General features: G+C 72.6%; 13 protein-coding genes. 6 read left to right on the forward strand and 7 right to left on the reverse strand.

Annotation, left to right across the window (positions count from 1 at the left end):
- Positions 1 to 195: 195 nt before the first annotated feature.
- Complete coding sequence (locus ACFY3V_RS33840; protein WP_350949687.1) at positions 196 to 1,551, reverse strand: serine hydrolase domain-containing protein; 1,356 nt, start codon at positions 1,549 to 1,551, stop codon at positions 196 to 198.
- A gap of 593 nt (positions 1,552 to 2,144) precedes the next feature.
- Between ACFY3V_RS33840 and helR the strand changes: the two genes are divergently transcribed.
- A complete protein-coding gene (gene helR / locus ACFY3V_RS33845; protein WP_389779199.1) occupies positions 2,145 to 4,298 on the forward strand; it encodes an RNA polymerase recycling motor ATPase HelR in 2,154 nt (717 codons plus the stop codon).
- A gap of 88 nt (positions 4,299 to 4,386) precedes the next feature.
- On the opposite strand, the gene ACFY3V_RS33850 is transcribed toward helR, so the two are convergent.
- Positions 4,387 to 5,280, reverse strand: a complete 894-nt coding sequence (locus ACFY3V_RS33850; RefSeq protein WP_389779201.1) for a sigma-70 family RNA polymerase sigma factor — start codon at positions 5,278 to 5,280, stop codon at positions 4,387 to 4,389.
- Between the two features lie 105 nt (positions 5,281 to 5,385).
- Here ACFY3V_RS33850 and ACFY3V_RS33855 point away from each other — a divergent pair, with 105 nt between their 5' ends.
- Entirely contained in the window at positions 5,386 to 6,147 is a 762-nt protein-coding gene (locus ACFY3V_RS33855) for an NAD(P)H-binding protein (RefSeq protein ID WP_362904246.1), read from the forward strand.
- A gap of 141 nt (positions 6,148 to 6,288) precedes the next feature.
- Here ACFY3V_RS33855 and ACFY3V_RS33860 read toward each other — a convergent pair whose 3' ends face one another.
- From ACFY3V_RS33860 to ACFY3V_RS33875, 4 genes are all read right to left on the reverse strand, one after another.
- A complete protein-coding gene (locus tag ACFY3V_RS33860; RefSeq protein ID WP_350949691.1) occupies positions 6,289 to 7,581 on the reverse strand; it encodes a YibE/F family protein in 1,293 nt (430 codons plus the stop codon).
- Between the two features lie 146 nt (positions 7,582 to 7,727).
- Positions 7,728 to 8,831 carry an FAD-dependent monooxygenase gene (locus ACFY3V_RS33865; protein WP_389779204.1) on the reverse strand — a complete coding sequence of 368 codons (1,104 nt, stop codon included), beginning with the start codon at positions 8,829 to 8,831 and terminating at the stop codon, positions 7,728 to 7,730.
- 125 nt (positions 8,832 to 8,956) lie between these two features.
- Entirely contained in the window at positions 8,957 to 9,241 is a 285-nt protein-coding gene (locus ACFY3V_RS33870) for a hypothetical protein (RefSeq protein WP_389779206.1), read from the reverse strand.
- Positions 9,242 to 9,423: 182 nt separating this feature from the next.
- The gene (locus ACFY3V_RS33875) at positions 9,424 to 10,599 is read right to left on the reverse strand and encodes an erythromycin esterase family protein (protein ID WP_350949694.1); all 1,176 of its coding nucleotides are present in this window, start codon (positions 10,597 to 10,599) and stop codon (positions 9,424 to 9,426) included.
- A 90-nt stretch (positions 10,600 to 10,689) separates the two neighbouring features.
- On the opposite strand from ACFY3V_RS33875, the gene ACFY3V_RS33880 reads away from it, so the two are divergent.
- On the forward strand, positions 10,690 to 11,373 hold the full coding sequence (locus ACFY3V_RS33880; RefSeq protein ID WP_350949695.1) for a TioE family transcriptional regulator: 684 nt from the start codon (positions 10,690 to 10,692) through the stop codon (positions 11,371 to 11,373).
- Between the two features lie 15 nt (positions 11,374 to 11,388).
- On the opposite strand, the gene ACFY3V_RS33885 is transcribed toward ACFY3V_RS33880, so the two are convergent.
- Positions 11,389 to 12,387, reverse strand: a complete 999-nt coding sequence (locus ACFY3V_RS33885; RefSeq protein ID WP_350949696.1) for a LacI family DNA-binding transcriptional regulator — start codon at positions 12,385 to 12,387, stop codon at positions 11,389 to 11,391.
- A 222-nt stretch (positions 12,388 to 12,609) separates the two neighbouring features.
- Here ACFY3V_RS33885 and ACFY3V_RS33890 point away from each other — a divergent pair, with 222 nt between their 5' ends.
- From ACFY3V_RS33890 to ACFY3V_RS33900, 3 genes are all read left to right on the forward strand, one after another.
- Complete coding sequence (locus tag ACFY3V_RS33890; RefSeq protein ID WP_389779209.1) at positions 12,610 to 13,380, forward strand: SDR family NAD(P)-dependent oxidoreductase; 771 nt, start codon at positions 12,610 to 12,612, stop codon at positions 13,378 to 13,380.
- 191 nt (positions 13,381 to 13,571) lie between these two features.
- Positions 13,572 to 14,552: an acyl-CoA dehydrogenase gene (locus ACFY3V_RS33895; RefSeq protein WP_389779211.1), complete on the forward strand. Its 981-nt coding sequence runs from the start codon at positions 13,572 to 13,574 to the stop codon at positions 14,550 to 14,552.
- The gene (locus tag ACFY3V_RS33900) at positions 14,549 to 15,316 is read left to right on the forward strand and encodes a PIG-L deacetylase family protein (RefSeq protein WP_389779213.1); all 768 of its coding nucleotides are present in this window, start codon (positions 14,549 to 14,551) and stop codon (positions 15,314 to 15,316) included. The genes ACFY3V_RS33895 and ACFY3V_RS33900 overlap by 4 nt, the downstream gene beginning before the upstream one ends.
- Positions 15,317 to 15,337: the final 21 nt, after the last annotated feature.

The following is a 15,337-nucleotide window of genomic DNA, read 5'->3' on the forward strand; positions in this document are numbered from 1 at the left end:
GCCACTCACCCGCGTCCACTCACCCGCGTCCACTCACCCGCGTCCACTCACCCGCGTCCACTCACCCGCGTCCACTCACCCGCGTCCACTCACCCGCGTCCACTCACCCGAGGCGAAGTCGGCGATGACCGGGGGCGGCTGCTGTGTGGAGGCCGCGCACACCGAGGTCGTGGTCCCGGCCACGGCGCTCGCCGCTCAGCCGCGCCAGCCGTCCTCGTCCACCCCGCCGGGCACCTCCGCCTGCGGGTCGTAGGGGGTACGGGTGAAGACGAAGGTGTTGAGGTCCAGGTGGCTGAGGGAGCCGTCGGGCCTGCGGACCACGCGGAGGGTCTCGCCCGCGTAGTAGCCGTCCAGCCCGAGCCAGGTCCCGTCGTCCTGGGCGGTGAACCGCGAGGCCCGTCCCGCGCCGCCGATCGGGTTGAGGGAGAGACCGCCCTCGGGCAACAGCCGCAGCGCGTACGCGCTGGGCCCCCAGTACCACGGACCGGTGAGCTCCAGCAGACCCGCGGTGTCGGCGACGGGCTGCCATTCGTCGGGCAGGCGCGGCTCGTGCTGGTCGAGGATGGCCAGCAGGTCGCTCAGCAGGGTGCGGCCGACGCCCGCGGTGGAGTTGGCGGTGAACAGCACGCCGACCTTGTCGGCAGGGTCGGCCCACACCGTGGCCAAAAAGCCCGGCATGGAGCCGGTGTGACCGGCCAGGCGGCGGCCGCCCGCCCGGGCCAGTTGCAGGCCCAGGCCGTATCCGCCCGTCCAGGCGTCGCCGTCGTCGACGATCGCCGGCTCGCGCATCTCCGCCACGGTGTCCGGGGCGAGCACGTCCCCGGTGTCTCCGGCGACGAACGCCGCCCACCGGGCGAGGTCGGCGGGGGTGGACCACAGCTGCCCGGCCGGGGCCATGGCGACCGCGTCGTGTTCGGGTTCCGGCAGCAGGACGTCCGCCCAGGGGTGCACGGCGTAGCCGGTGGCGTGGGGTGCGCGTGGCCGGGGCGTGGTGTCGCGCATGCCCAGGGGCAGCAGGATCTCCTCGTGCACGGCCTGTGCCCAGTTCACGCCGCGGTGGCGGGCGACCAGCTCGCCCAGCAGGGCGAAGCCCACGTTGGAGTAGTGGTAGCGGCGTCCCGGCCGGTGCCTGGCCGCCTCGGGCCCGAGCGCGGCGACGAGGTCGGCGGCCGGCACGCCCTCGGTCCGCTCCCACCACTGGCCGGGGGACTCGGCGCTCAGCCCCGAGGTGTGCGACAGCAGCTGGGCGACGGTCATCTCACCGACCCGCAGGTCGGGAAGGTGCTTGGTGACCGGGTCGAGCAGGCCGACCTTCCCCTCGTCGCGCAGGCGCATCACCACGACGGCGACCAGGCTCTTGGTGATCGAGCCGATGCGGTACTGGGTGCCCGGGGTGGGGGCGGCCCCATCCACCCGGCCGCGCGCGCCGAACCAGGCGAGCTCCCCGTCACGCACCACGGCGGCGGTCAGCGAGGGCAGGCGTCCCTGGGACTGCTCGACCGCGATCCTGCGCAGCAGCGCGCGAGCCGTACTCTCCAGAACCGGCGACATCAGATGGCTCCTCACCCGACACGAAACCCAACGCGAAAAAGTGCCCCCAGGTTAGTGCCGCCCGAACCGGGAGGGCATCGCCGACGGCTCGGCGCGACGGGCGATCAGCGGCTCCACAGCATCTGGGCTTTCGCCTCCGTACGACGGCGAATGCGACGAAGCCGGCGGTGTGACCGGCCGAGAAGGCGGCGCACGCCGAGCGGGCGGTCCGAGCGGATGCGCGTGCCGAACTTTCGGCCTGGGCACCGGGGCGCCGCCCCGAGGAGGCGTCCGGGAAACCCTCTATCTCGCCAATCCGGGTGATTCCGCGTTGGAACATCGCCGCTGCTGCGGGGGAGGCGGAGCGCCGCTTCGCGAGGGTCTCGTCCGTCCACGGCGGACGACAAGGAAAGGGAAGTATCCACACCTTTCCACTCTTAACGTATAGCGCACCGGGGGGCTTGCCACAAGACCCGGGTCATGCCGCAGAATCGTCGGCCGAAGCCGGAAGTTGCGGAAACGGGGGATGCGAAGTGAGTGTGTTGCCGCCGACGTATGAGGGGGCCGGGAAGGCCTCTCGTCCACCTCGGATCGGAGCCGAGGACGTGAACCCGGTGACGAATCCGCTGACCAGCAGCGCGTTCGACCTTCCCACCCATCTCGCCGCCAAGGCCGACCCGGCGCTGATCGCCGGCGACGAACGGCACTTCGTGGCCATCGCGCAAAGCCTTGAGCACACGATCGCCGACCTGTCCGGCCGCCTCGACACCGAACGCAGGGCGCCCGGCGGCAAAGGCCGGCAGGCGCTGGACCGGGACCTGGAGATCCACCGGCTGTCGGCTCGCCTGCGCACCCTGCGTCGCTTCGGCCTGGACCTGTGTCTTGGCCACATGGTCGGCGCGGACGATTCCGAGCCCGTGCACATCGGACGGCTCGGCCTCACCGACAGCGCGGGCCGCCGCCTGCTGCTCGACTGGCGCTCTCCGGCGGCCGAGCCGTTCTTCGGAGCGACCCACGCCAACCCGATGGGGCTCGCGAGCCGCCGCAGGTACCGCTGGAGTCGCGGCCGGATCAGCGACTACTGGGACGAGGTATTCACCCCGGAGGGATTCGAAGGACACCACGCGGCCCTTGACGACCAGTCCGCCTTCATCGCCAGCCTGGGCGGTGACCGGTCGGCCCGGATGCGAGACGTGCTCGGCACCATCCAGGCCGACCAGGACGCCATCATCCGCGCGGGATCTCGCGGGGCTCTCGTCGTCGACGGCGGTCCGGGGACGGGCAAGACCGTCGTCGCCCTGCACCGCTCCGCCTACCTGCTCTACTCCGATCCCCGTCTCGGCCACCACCGGGGCGGTGTGTTGTTCGTCGGCCCGCACCAGCCCTATCTGGCCTACGTCGCCGACGTCCTGCCCAGCCTCGGAGAGGAGGGCGTGCGCACCTGCACCCTGCGAGACCTCGTCGCCGAGGGAGCCGGCGCGACGGTCGAGACCGACCCGCGGGTGGCCCGCCTGAAGGCGTCGGCGGACCTGCTGAAGGCGATCGAGCCGGCCGTCAGGTTCTACGAGAACCCGCCCGCCAAGGGGATGACGGTCACGACCCACTGGTCCGACATCTGGCTGGGCCCCGACGATTGGGCCGAGGCGTTCGGGGCGGCCGAACCCGGCACCTCGCACAACGAGGCACGCGACCAGATCTGGGAGGAACTGCTCAGGATCCTGATCGACAAGCACGACGACGAGGTCTCGGCCGACCTGCTGCGCAGATCGCTGCTGCGAGACGAGGAACTGCTCACCACCTTCAACCGCGCGTGGCCGCTGCTGGAGGCGGCCGACCTCGTCGGAGACCTGTGGTCGGTGCCGGCCTACCTGCGGATGTGCGCTCCCTGGCTCGACCCTGAGGACGTCCGGCGACTGCAGCGCGCCGACGCCCAGGCCTGGACGGTGTCGGACCTGCCGTTCCTGGACGCGGCGCGGCAACGTCTCGGCGACCCGGAGACGTCACGACGCAGGCGCCGGCAGGAAGCCGCTCTCGCCGCCCAGCGCGAGCGGATGGCCCAGGTCGTCGACAACCTGATCGAGGCCGACGACGACGGTGAAGGGCTCGTGACGCAGTTGCGCCGCGCGGACCTGCAGCGAAATCTGATCGACGAGTCCGAGCTGCCCACCTTCGAACCGGACCTGCTCGCCGGCCCGTTCGCGCACATCGTCGTGGACGAGGCCCAGGAACTCACCGACGCGCAGTGGCAGATGTTGCTGCTGCGCTGCCCGTCGCGGAGCTTCACCATCGTCGGGGACCGTGCCCAGTCCAGGGGCGGTTTCACCGAGTCGTGGAGCGAACGGCTTGAGCGTGTCGGGCTCGACCGGATCACCCTGGCCTCCCTGAGCATCAACTACCGGACGCCGAAGGAGATCATGGCGGAGGCCGAGCCGGTCATCCGGGCCGTGCTCCCGGACGCCAACGTGCCGACCTCCATCCGCGGCGGTGCCGTCCCCGTCGTCCACGGATTGGTCTCGGAGCTGGGCTCGGTCCTTGAGACCTGGCTCGCCGAGCATGCCGAGGGCATCGCCTGTGTCATCGGTGCCCCCACGTTCCAGGCGACCTCTCGGGTTCGGTCGCTGACCCCGGAGTTGTCCAAGGGGCTGGAGTTCGACCTGGTCGTCCTCGTCGATCCGGAGACGTTCGGCACGGGTGTCGAAGGAGCGGTCGACCGCTATGTCGCGATGACCCGGGCGACCCAGCGGCTCGTCATCCTGTCAACACCCTGATCGCCCGCCCTGTCCGGCCGGGGTGCGGGGGATCCCCCGCACCCCGGCCGTGTCCGCCGCCGTGTCCGGCGCGCAGGGCCGGCGGAGGTCAGGCGTCGGGCCCGGGTACGGCGAGGTCGATCCGGCGAAGGCGGTCCGGCTCCGCGATCACGTCGATCTCGGTGATCCCGTCCTTGGTGATCGTGAAGCCGAGCACCAGGCGCAGGTGACCGTAGGGGGCCATCGCGAGCCCGATCGCCCCGTCGAGCAGGACGGGTCCGGTGAACCAGGCCCGTTCCATCGCGGCCATCGCGCCCTCGGCCACGGAACGGGAGCCGCGGACCACGAAGGGCTCGGGGGTGGGGATGACCGCTGCGTCGGCCCGGAGCACCACGTCGGGATGGAGCAGGGCGACCAGCGCCTCGAAGTCCCCTGCGCGCGTGGCGGCCAGGAAGGCGTCGACGACCCGGCGCCGGCGGGTCAGGTCGGCGTCGGGGGCCGCGGGTGCCCCTTTGACCCGGCGGCGGGCGCGGCTCGCGAGCTGCCTGGTCGCGGCCGGCGACCGCTCGAGCATCGGGGCGATCTCCTCGAACGGCACGGCGAACATGTCGTGCAGCACGAAGGCGAGACGTTCGGCCGGTGCCAGCGTGTCGAGCACCACCAGCAGCGCCACCCCGACCGAGTCGGCCATCAGCACCTCCCGTTCAGGGTCGGTCCCGGCCTCCTGCCGGCCGATGAGCGTGCCGGTCACCTGCGCGTCGATGGGGTCCTCACGCCGATGCTCGCGCGCACGCAGCATGTTCAGGCACACCCTCGCCACCACCGTGGTCAGCCACCCGCCGAGGTTGTCCACGTCGCCGGCTCCCGCGCGGCTGACGCGCAGCCAGGCCTCCTGCACGGCGTCGTCGGCCTCGCTGAGCGAGCCGAGCATCCGGTAGCCCACCGACCGCAGACGAGGCCGATGCTCCTCGAAACGCCCTGCCAGCCATTCGCGTTCGTCCACCGTGTCACATTCCTTCGCCGCCGGGGGTCATAGCAGTACATCCGAAAAACACCAGCCGAAAGTACCGGGAGGTCGACTCCCGGCCGAACGAACACTGGAGAAGCCATGACGGCACCCATCCTGGTCACCGGAGGCACGGGCACGCTCGGCGGCCACGTCGTCCCCCTTTTGCGGGAGGCCGGTCGCGAGGTACGGACCCTGAGCCGCCGTGATCACGGGCCCGGCGACGGCGTCGAGCACTTCTCCGCCGACCTGCTCAAGGGCGAGGGGATCGAGCCCGCGGTGAAGGGCGTCGAGACCGTCCTGCACCTGGCGGGCGGCAGCAAGGGCGACGACAAGGCGACGTGGAACCTGGTGGGCGCCGCCTCGAAGGCCGGTGTGCGGCACATCGTGTACATCTCGGTGATCGGGGCGAACACGATGCCGCTGAGCTGGTTCAAGACCCAGCTGGAGGCGGAGCGGGCGGTGACGGACTCCGGTATTCCGTGGACGATGCTGCGCGCGGCCCAGTTCCACGACCTCGTCTTGAAGATCGCGGAGATGATGGGCAGGATGCCGGTGGTCCCGGTCCCGGGCGGGCTGCGCTTCCAGCCGGTCGACTCGCGTGAGGTGGCGGCCCGGCTGGTGCAGCTGACGCTGGGGCGGCCGGCCGGCCTGGTCCCCGACCTCGCGGGACCTGCGGTGTACGGGATGGGGGAACTGGTCGGCGGCTACCTGCGGGCGCGCGGCAAGCGCCGGATGATGATGCCGGTGCGGATGCCGGGAAAGGCCGGCAAGGCCTACCGGGCCGGGGAGAACCTGTCGCTGGACGGGGCCGATGTGGGCAGGCGGACCTGGGAGGAGTTCCTGGCGGAGCGGGTGCGCTAGCGCGCCGGCGTCTTCGTCCGTGACACGCGCGCGGCTTTGGGGACGTCCGGCTCCATGCCGCCCGCCCTGCCGGTCGTTCCTTGCACGCCGGCCGCCTCGGGGCGGCCGGCGTGCAAGGGGCGGCTGCGGTGACCGGGTCGCCTAAGGGTGGGGGATCGAGCCGGTGAGGGGATCCTCCGTCCGGCGGCGGTGGCGCGCCGCCGGGGGCGGCCGGTGCTCGGGGGCGGCCTTGCGGGCGCTGGCCAGCGCGGCCAGGGCCGTGGTGATCGGGACGGCCGCGATGAGTCCCAGGGTGCCCACCACGCTGCGGACGATCTCGGTGGCGATGACCGGGTTGGTCACCACCTCGCCGATGGGCTGGTCGCCGACGCTGACCAGCAGCAGCAGCGGCAGGGAGGCTCCGGCGTAGGCGAGGATGATCGTGTTGATCACCGAGGCGATGTGGGCGCGGCCGACCCGGGCGGCGGCCCGGTACAGCTGGGCGAAGGTGTAGCCGGGGTTGGCGTGCGCGAGCTCGGTGACGGTGGCGGCCTGGGTGACGGTGACGTCGTCCAGGACACCGAGCGAGCCGATGATGATGCTGGCCAGCAGCAGGCCCTCGGTGTTGATCCGGTAGCTGACGTCCAGGTAGAACGAGCTCTCGTCGGTGATCCCGTTGAGCTGGGCGAGGCCGATGGCCGCGTACGACAGCACGCCGGTCAGGCTGAGGCTGACCAGAGTGCCGACCACGGCCATCGAGGTGGGGACGGTGAAGCCGTGGGTGAGATAGAGCACCGCGAGCATGATCGCCGCGGCGCCGACGATGGCGACCAGCAGCGGCTGCTGCCCGGTCAGGATCGCCGGGATGACGAACAACAGGAGCAGTACGAAGGTGACGGCCAGCCCGATCAGCGCCATCACCCCGCGCCAGCGGCCAAAAGCGACCACCGCCGCGGCGAACGCGGCACCGGCCAGCCACAGCGGCGAGGAGCGGTCGTGGTCGGAGATCTGGTACGGCGGCACCTCCAGCTCACCGCCCAGCTCACCGTCACCGCCGGGGGTGTGGACCAGGATCACGTCGTCGCCTGCGGCGAACCTCTGCGAACCGGGCCCGCTGGGAAGGCCGCTGGTGACGAAGTGACCGGCCTCGGGCCCGCTGGTCAGCTCGACCTTGGCGTCGCCGCAGGTGGCGGGGTCGGCCGGCCGCTGCTCGCCGGAGGGTTGCCCGTCGGCGGGCGGCTCCTGCGGGCACGGGGTGAGGGTGATGGCGGTGATCGTCCCGGTCACCCGTTGCAGGCCGGCAGGTTGCTGCCCGCTGGAGGTGAGCTTCGCGGGCCACATCCAGATCAGGGCGATCAGCGTGGCCAGCGCCAGGGGGACGATGACGGCCAGCGTCGCCCACACCGTGCCACGGGAGCTGGGGGCGGCCGGGCCGTGCGAGTGGTTGGCACCCATGGTCGAAAAAGCTCTCCTCAGGGACGGTAAAGGCGAAAGTACCGCACCTGGGAGGTGGCCGTGGCGCCGTGGCGGCTCAACAGGACCGGTGAGGGCGGCAAACGTGGGTGTCCTGCGTGTTCATCCTGATGGATGGCGCTTTCCGGTCATTGTGGAAGGCCGAAGTGGTGGGTGAGCGCAGCGCGCAGCGTGGCGGTGTCCCCGGTGTCCCCGGTGTCCCCGGCGGACCAGGCGGACCAGGCGACGAAGCAGTCGGGGCGCACGAGTAACGCGGTCGCGGTGGTGCCCTGCAGTGGGCCGGTGACCACGTCGACCCGGTCTCGCCATGGCGCGGTGACCTCGGCGTAGGCGCCCCTGGAGTCCAGCAGCAGCGGCCGGGCGGCGCGGGTCAGTTCGGCGAGGCGTTTCGGGCCGTGCTCACCGTGCACGACCACGTCGGGGGCGCAGCGGCCGGCCAGCGGATCGGCGGGGTAGCGGGTGTCCACGCCGGACATCAGCGCCGCGATGTGCCCGGTCACCTCGGGCTTGCGCAGCAGTTCGGCGAAGAGTTCCCGCTCATGCGTGCTCAGGATCGCCGGGCGGCCGGGGAACGGGGCCCAGGCGATGAGGCCGCGCGCGGTGCGGGTGTGCTGGAACGGCGGGACGACGCCGTAGCCGGGGACCCGCAGGCCGCCGGTCCCGGGGTCGAGGAAGGAGTCCGGGACGGTCACGGTGGCGGTGCGGGAGATCGACCGGTCGTTGGTGACGCCGGGGAAGTCGATGCCGGCCAGGCGGCGCACCGTGCTGCGGCCGCCGTCGGCGCCGACGAGGAAACGGCAGGTGAGCCGCCTGCCGTCGGCCAGGCGGACCTCGACCGCTTCGGGGTGTTGGCACACGTCGACGACCTCGTGGCCGCGGCGCAGGTCGACTCCGAGCTCGGCGGCCCGGGCGGCGAGGGCGGCCTCGAGCCGGGCTTGCGGCACACCGAGCACGTAGTGCGGGTTGTCCGCGAGCACCGTGAGGTCCAGCGGGAACGCGCCGAAGGTGAAGGCCGGCTGGGGGGAGGGCGGAGTGCCCTCGCCGCTGAGCCGCGTGTAGAGGCCGCGCCGGTCGAGCAGGCGGACGACCTGCCCGACCAGGCCGTTGGCGCGGGACTCGCCGGTGGGCGCGGCGTGGCGTTCGAGGACGACGGGGTGGACGCCGGCGAGGGCCAGTTCGCAGGCGAGCATGAGGTTGTTGGGCCCGGCTCCGGCGATGAGGACATCGATCATGATCGTGTTCCTTTGCTGGGCGTGCGTCATCGCCACGGCGGGCGCGGCACGCGGCCGGCCCGCCGTGGGGTGTGACGCGGCTGCAAGGGTGGGTGAGGCGGTGTCTTGGGCGAGGAGTGAGAGCTTCAGCGGGGCGGCGCCGGGAGGCCGGCGGCGACCTGGGTGAAGGCGTCGGTGATGAGGCGCTCGATCGGGGTGGGCGGGTCGGCGCTGTCGAGATAGTGCCGCACGGCGACGGCGACGGCGGCGCTGGCCGCGGCCGCGACGAGCCTTGGATACATGTCGGTGGCGAGGTCGGTGCCGGTGCGCTCGGCGACCGCGGCGGCCAGCTCGGCCTCGGCGATCGCGACCGCGCGCAGCCGCTCGCCCTGCAGCGCGGGCTCGGCGAGCATGGTGCGTACGCCGGTCACCCACTTGCCTCGCGTGAGGCAAGGGGCGGCCGGGCCTGCCCCGGTGGCGCGTCAGTCGTCAAAGGCACCGAGGTCACCGACACCGAGGTCACCGAACCCTCCCGCCGTATCCACGACAGTGGCCGGTGACGGCGGTGTGAACCGCGTCCGGGCACGGAGGGTGCGTATCAGGCGCGGCCGGGTCAGCGCTTCCACTCCCTGTCGTCCGGCGTGACGGTCTGCTTGAGGAAGACGACGCCGTCGACCCTGCCGAGCCGGGCCGGGTCCAGCGGGAAATAGGCGAAGTCGTGGGAGACGCGCGGGACGGGCTTCGTGAGGGTCTCGGCCAGGCGGCGGGCGTCGACGAGAGAGTGCTCCCACGGGAGGGTGGACAACAGGCCCTCGACGGTGTCCGGAGGCGGGGTGTCGTCGCCGAACGTGCCGAAGGCCGAGGCCAGGAAGGCGTACCGGTCGCCCAGGTGCGCCTCGGTGATCGCTCCCGCGCTCCACCACTCCAGTTGCCGGTCACCGAGCGACATGAGGCTCTTGTCGCGATGCAGGTGAAGGTTGTGGGCGAAGACCAGGGCCGGACCGCTCTCGGCGACGGCGCGCAGGTTGGCGGCCATCATCGCGTCCCGCAGACCCGACAGCCTGGCCATCCGGGCCGGGGAGGTGTCGGCCATCCAGTGGTGGTAGCGCAGCAGGCCGACGGCGGTGCGCCCGTACAGCGCCGCCCGCTCCCTGTCGGGCCGGCTCAGCCCGGGTGCCTGGATGTCGAGCAGCGCCACCAGGTCGTCGGCGATCAGCCGCAGCCGCCGGGCGTCGGCGGACTGGCCGATCGACTGGGACGGATCCATCACCGTGGCCTCGTTCGTCCACCGCCGGTCCGGGCCCAGCAGCGCCTCCAGGGTTTCCACGGTGCAGGGCAGCGGGCCCTCCAGGAGGGCGTACAGGGCGGTGAGCGCCTGGCGCGGGCTCTCGGCCCAGTACTCCAGCGGGCCGTCGAAGCCGAAGAACCGAAGCTTTTCCTCGTGCTGCTCGTTGTGGGCGCGCATCCAGCGCACGAGTTCGCGGTTGGCCGCGAAGGCGCCGAAGTTGTGGCTGAAGCCGCGTTCCATGACGTCGTCGAGCGTGCCCGCGCCCGTGGTGACGTAGTCGTCCACCACCAGGCCCTTAAGGCAGTCGCTCTCGATGGCGAACGACCGATATCCCTCGTGCTCGGCCAGATGCCGGAAGATCTCGTTGCGCAGCTCGCCCAGCTCCCCCACGAAGTGCCTGGCCTCGCCCAGGCCGAGGAGCAGGGGCCGGGCGGCGAGCGAGCGCAGGAACGCCGAGACGCCCGTGCCGTCGAGCGGCCGGGCCGTGTCCTTGATATCCATGCCTTAAACGGTATCGTTGAACACACGATGTAAACTTTTGCGGTAATTACCCGCTGTTGTCGCGACGGACCTTCAAACGATGGTGTATTCATGAGGCCGGTGGACCTGGCGCGCGAGCATGGTCTGTCCACCCAGGCGATCAGAAACTACGAGGAGGCCGGCATCCTGCCCGCCGCCGGACGCAGCGTCCACGGCTATCGCAGCTACACGCCGTTGCACGCCCAGGCCCTGCGCGCGTTCCTCGCCCTGGTGCCCGGGCACGGCCACCAGCGGGCCACGTCGATCATGCGGGCGGCCAACCGGGGTGCCACCGAGGAGGCGCTGCGGTTCATCGACGACAGCCATGGCCAGCTCCTGGAGGACCGCCGCACCCTGCAGGCCGTCGAGGCCGCGCTGGGTGACCTGGCGCCGGTGCCGCCGGAGCGCGGCGACACCTTCATCGGCCCCCTGGCCAGGAGGCTCGGCATCCGCCCCGCCACCTTGCGTAAATGGGAGGGTGCAGGCCTGGTCAAGCCGCGCCGCGACCCGCGGACGGGCTACCGGGTCTACAGTCCGGCCGACGTGCGCGACGTCCGGCTGGTCCACCAGCTGCGGCGCGGCGGCTACCTTCTGGAGCAGATCGCCCCGCTGATCGCCCAGGTCCGCTCCGCCGGAGGCGTCGCCCCGCTGGAGTCGACGTTGCGCGACTGGCGCGCCCGCCTGTCGGCCCGGGGCCGCGCCATGCTCAAGGGCGCCGCCGAACTGGACGCCTACCTGCGGGCCCTCGACGCCTGAAGGCGGCTTTGAGAGTCAGCTCGTGTCACGGGGGATCAGCTGCAGCCCCAACGCCATCTCGCGGACGGCGCCGGGCCGGTCGAGGCGTTGGATGAGAAGTTCCATCGCGGCACGGCCGGACTCCTCCAAGGGCTGGCGCACGGTGGTGAGTTCCAGGGCCTCGGCCAGGTCGCTGTCGTCGAAGCCGACCACCGCCAGGTCCTCGGGGACGGTGAGGCCGAGGTCGCGGGCGGCCCTCAGTGTTCCCGCCGCGAGGGTGTCGTCGGCGGCGAAGACGGCCGAGGGGCGATCCGGCGCCGACAACAGCTCCCTGGCGACGGCGCGGGCCGGTGCGACGCCGTGTCCGGCCAGCCGCACGTCGCCGTCGAGGAGAAGGTGGCCCGCTTCGGCCAGGGCCGAGCGGTAGCCGGCGAGGCGCTGCTGGGAGGGCGAGAGGTACAGGCCGGATCTCTGCGTCTCGCCGAGGAAGCCGAACCGGCGGTGACCACGGCTGATCAGGTGTTCGGCCACCAGCCGGCCGCCGACGGCGTCGTCGGTGTGCACGGAGTCGAAGCGGGGGTGGCGGACGTCGATCAGCACCGTCGGCAGCCGCATGCCGCTCAGGCGGCCGGCCACCGCCTCGTCCAGGGTGAGACTGATGACGACGAGCCCGTCCAGGCGTCCGGTGATGGGCAGGCTGGCGAGCAGGGGGGAGGCGCTCTGCGCGGCCGACTCCTGGTCGAACAGGACGATTTCCAGGGGACGGTGGCCCACGGCCCGCAGGATGCCGTTCAGGCGCCGGGCGACCGACGGATAGGAGGTGAACGGCGCGATGACGCCGACGCGCCCCACCCCTCGCCGCGCCTTGGCGATCGCGTCCTGCTTGGGCACGAAGCCGAGCGCGTCCGCGGCCTGGAGGACCTTGCGCCTGGTCTCCTGACTGACCCGGGCCGGGGAGTTGAGGGCGAGCGAGACGGTGGAGATGCTGACGCCCGCCGCGGTGGCGACGTCGTAGATGGTCGTCCTGGCCGCCACGTGCCCCTCCTCCCGCGAGACGTGCTCTCGCCGTCGGCAGGAATCGTATCAAGTGCCGGAAAGGATCGAAGTGCTTCGATAGAAGCGTTTGACATTTTCGCCGGAGGCCCCGTCTCATGGTGGGGAAACGGCTGCGCGGCCGGTGCCCGGATGGCACAGGGCACGACCGCGTCATGTCGAGGGTCTTGGCGAGCCTGCGCATCGACGAACAAAGGAGAGGGCATGAGCCGTTCGTACGTGGTGACGGGAGGGGGCCGAGGCATCGGCAGGGCCGTCGTCGAGCGCCTGCTCGGCGAGGGCGCCGTCGTGGTCGCCGTCGAGCGCGATCCGGCGGCCCTGACCTGGACGCAGGGCCATTCCGCCGGCGCACGCCTGGCCGGCGTGGTCGGCGACGCGGCCGACGAGAGCGTGGCGCGGCGAGCCGCCGACGCCGCGCAGGCCGCGGGCCCCCTCGCCGGTTGGGTCAACAACGCCGCCGTGTTCGGGGACGCCTCCCTGCACTCGGCCACGACCGCACGCGTGCTGGAGCTCATCGCGGCCAACCTCGACGCCGCCGTCGTCGGCTGTGCCACCGCGATCCGCCGCTTCCTCGCGGCCCGCACACCGGGGGCGATCGTCAACCTCTCCTCACACCAGGCGCGCCGGGCGGTCCCCGGCTGCCTGCCGTACGTGACGGCCAAGGCGGCCGTCGAGGGGATGACCCGTGCGCTCGCGGTCGAGTACGGGCCGTCCGGCATCCGCGTCAACGTCGTGGCGCCGGGTTCGGTGGACACCGAGCGCTACGCGCACTTCCTCGGCTCCCAGCAGCCCGCGGCGGCCGCCCGCATCCAGCGCCAGATGGCGCTGTTGCACCCGCTGGGCCGGGTGGCGCGCTCCGCGGAGGTCGCGGCCGCGATCGTCTACCTGCTCTCGGACGACGCCGGCTTCATCACCGGCGCGACCGTGCCCGTCGACGGCGGCCGGTCGGTGCTCGCGCACGATCCCGAGTCATGATTTCCGGCCAACGGCGGCCGTCGTGCGGGCCCACGCCGATCCCGGGTGATGGGACGCTCCTCCTCACCCGGCCGCTGGGCGCCCAGCGACCACTGCCCCGATACGGCGATCCGGCGTCGAGCACGCCGAGGCGGAACACCCCCTTTCACCAGGAATGATATGAACGCTTTCGGCAGGGTAGGGCCGGATTCATGGACGGGGAACGGCAGGACGGCGCTGCCTGGCGCGCCGAGGTGGAAAGAGGGTTCGTCGCCGAGGTGGAGTCGGGACGGCTGGAGCTTCCGCTGCCCGGTGCCGGGCGGACCAGGCTGCGCTGGGAGGCCCTGGCCGCGCTGGCCCGGCGGGACCTGTCGCTGGCGCGGCTGTGCGAGGGGCACACCGACGCCGTCGCGATCCTCGCCGAACTCGCCGGGCCCGCACCGGCGGCCGGCAGCCGGTGGGGCGTGTGGGCCGCGCAGCCTCCCGGCCCGTCCCTGTCGGCGCGTCCGGTGGCCACCGGATGGCGGCTGAGCGGGACCAAACGGTACTGCTCGGGAGCGCGGGTGTGCACCCACGCCCTGGTGACCGCCCAGACGCCGGACGGCCACCGGCTGTTCGCCGTGGCGGTCGAGGACCTGCGGCCGGTGGAGGGCAGCTGGCCGGCGACGGGAATGGCCGCCAGTGACACCCTGGACGTCCGCTTCGACGATGTCGCGGGCGAGCCGGTGGGGCCGGTGGAGGGGTATGTGAGAAGGCGCGGTTTCCACCAGGGCGGCGCGGGTGTGGCCGCGTGCTGGTACGGAGGGGCCAAAGGCGTGGCCGAGGCGTTGCTCGCCGCAGCGGGCGAGCGGGAGGTCGGCCCGCACGCCCTGGCCCACCTGGGCGCGGTCGACGTGGCGCTGCGGACCGCGAAGGCCGCCTTGGAGGAGGCGGCCGACGAGATCGACGCCGACCCCCGCGACCTCAAGAACGCGGGAAGAACGCGTTCCCTGCGGCTCAAGGCGCTGGTGGAGGCCGTGGCCACCGACGTCATGGGGCGGGTGGGCAGGGCGCTGGGCGCCGGGCCGCTCGGCCACGACGCCGCGCACGGGCGCCGGGTCGCCGACCTCACGGTCTATCTGCGCCAGCATCACGCCGAACGCGACCTCGCCGCGCTGGGAGCGATCGTCGCCGAGCAGGGAGCCCGATGGTGAGCGCCGAACGAGCCGACCGCGCCGAGCGGGACGCCGGGGACGATCTTCCCCCCAATCCCATCGACGCCCCGGGCACCCGCGAGTCCGACTGGCGCGCCTGGCCGGGACTCGGCGCGCTTTCGGCGCTCGCCCACGACAACTGGCGCAGCGCGGTGGTGGTCGCCGCCCACCCCGACGACGAGGTGCTGGGCGTGGGCGGGCTGCTGTCGCTGCTGGCGGCCTCGGGCGTGCGGCTGCGCCTGGTCGCCGTCACCGACGGCGAGGCCTCCCATCCGGACATCGCCGACGCGGCGGCGCTGGCGGCGCGGCGGGTGCGGGAGACCGGGGCCGCGCTGGAGGCCCTGGGAGCCGGCGACGTCGAGATCGTGCGGCTGGGCATGCCGGACACCGCTCTCGCGGCCCGCGAGGGCGAGCTCACCCAGGCGCTGAAGGAGGCCTCGGCCGGCTTCCAGGTGTGCCTGGCCCCGTGGGAGGCGGACGCGCACTCCGACCACGAGGCCGCCGGCAGGGCCGCGGCCGCCGCGGGGCTGCGCCCCTACTTCTACCCGATCTGGGCCTGGCACTGGGCCAGGCCCGGCGACGGGCGGCTGCCCTGGGAGCGGGCGTCGCGGATCCGCCTGCCGCCGGCGGTCCTGGCCCGCAAGCGGGAGGCCATCGGCTGTTTCACCAGCCAGCTGGAACCCCGCGCCGCCGGCCTGGAGGCGGTGCTGCCCCCCGGCATCGTCGCCCACTTCACCCGCGAGTACGAGGTGCTCTTTCGTTGACATCCCTTCCACCGCCGCAGT

Source organism: Streptosporangium sp. NPDC000095, from assembly GCF_042899335.1.
GTDB lineage: Bacteria > Actinomycetota > Actinomycetes > Streptosporangiales > Streptosporangiaceae > Streptosporangium.

Bases quoted from the DNA above. Each gene is read 5' to 3' on its own strand.
- ACFY3V_RS33855 (WP_362904246.1), top strand. From the start codon at position 5,386: ATGACGGCACCCATCCTGGTCACCGGAGGCACGGGCACGCTCGGCGGC.
- ACFY3V_RS33865 (WP_389779204.1), bottom strand. From the start codon at position 8,831: ATGATCGATGTCCTCATCGCCGGAGCCGGGCCCAACAACCTCATGCTC.
- ACFY3V_RS33875 (WP_350949694.1), bottom strand. From the start codon at position 10,599: ATGGATATCAAGGACACGGCCCGGCCGCTCGACGGCACGGGCGTCTCG.
- ACFY3V_RS33895 (WP_389779211.1), top strand. From the start codon at position 13,572: ATGGACGGGGAACGGCAGGACGGCGCTGCCTGGCGCGCCGAGGTGGAA.
- ACFY3V_RS33880 (WP_350949695.1), top strand. From the start codon at position 10,690: ATGAGGCCGGTGGACCTGGCGCGCGAGCATGGTCTGTCCACCCAGGCG.
- ACFY3V_RS33840 (WP_350949687.1), bottom strand. From the start codon at position 1,551: ATGTCGCCGGTTCTGGAGAGTACGGCTCGCGCGCTGCTGCGCAGGATC.
- ACFY3V_RS33890 (WP_389779209.1), top strand. From the start codon at position 12,610: ATGAGCCGTTCGTACGTGGTGACGGGAGGGGGCCGAGGCATCGGCAGG.
- ACFY3V_RS33860 (WP_350949691.1), bottom strand. From the start codon at position 7,581: ATGGGTGCCAACCACTCGCACGGCCCGGCCGCCCCCAGCTCCCGTGGC.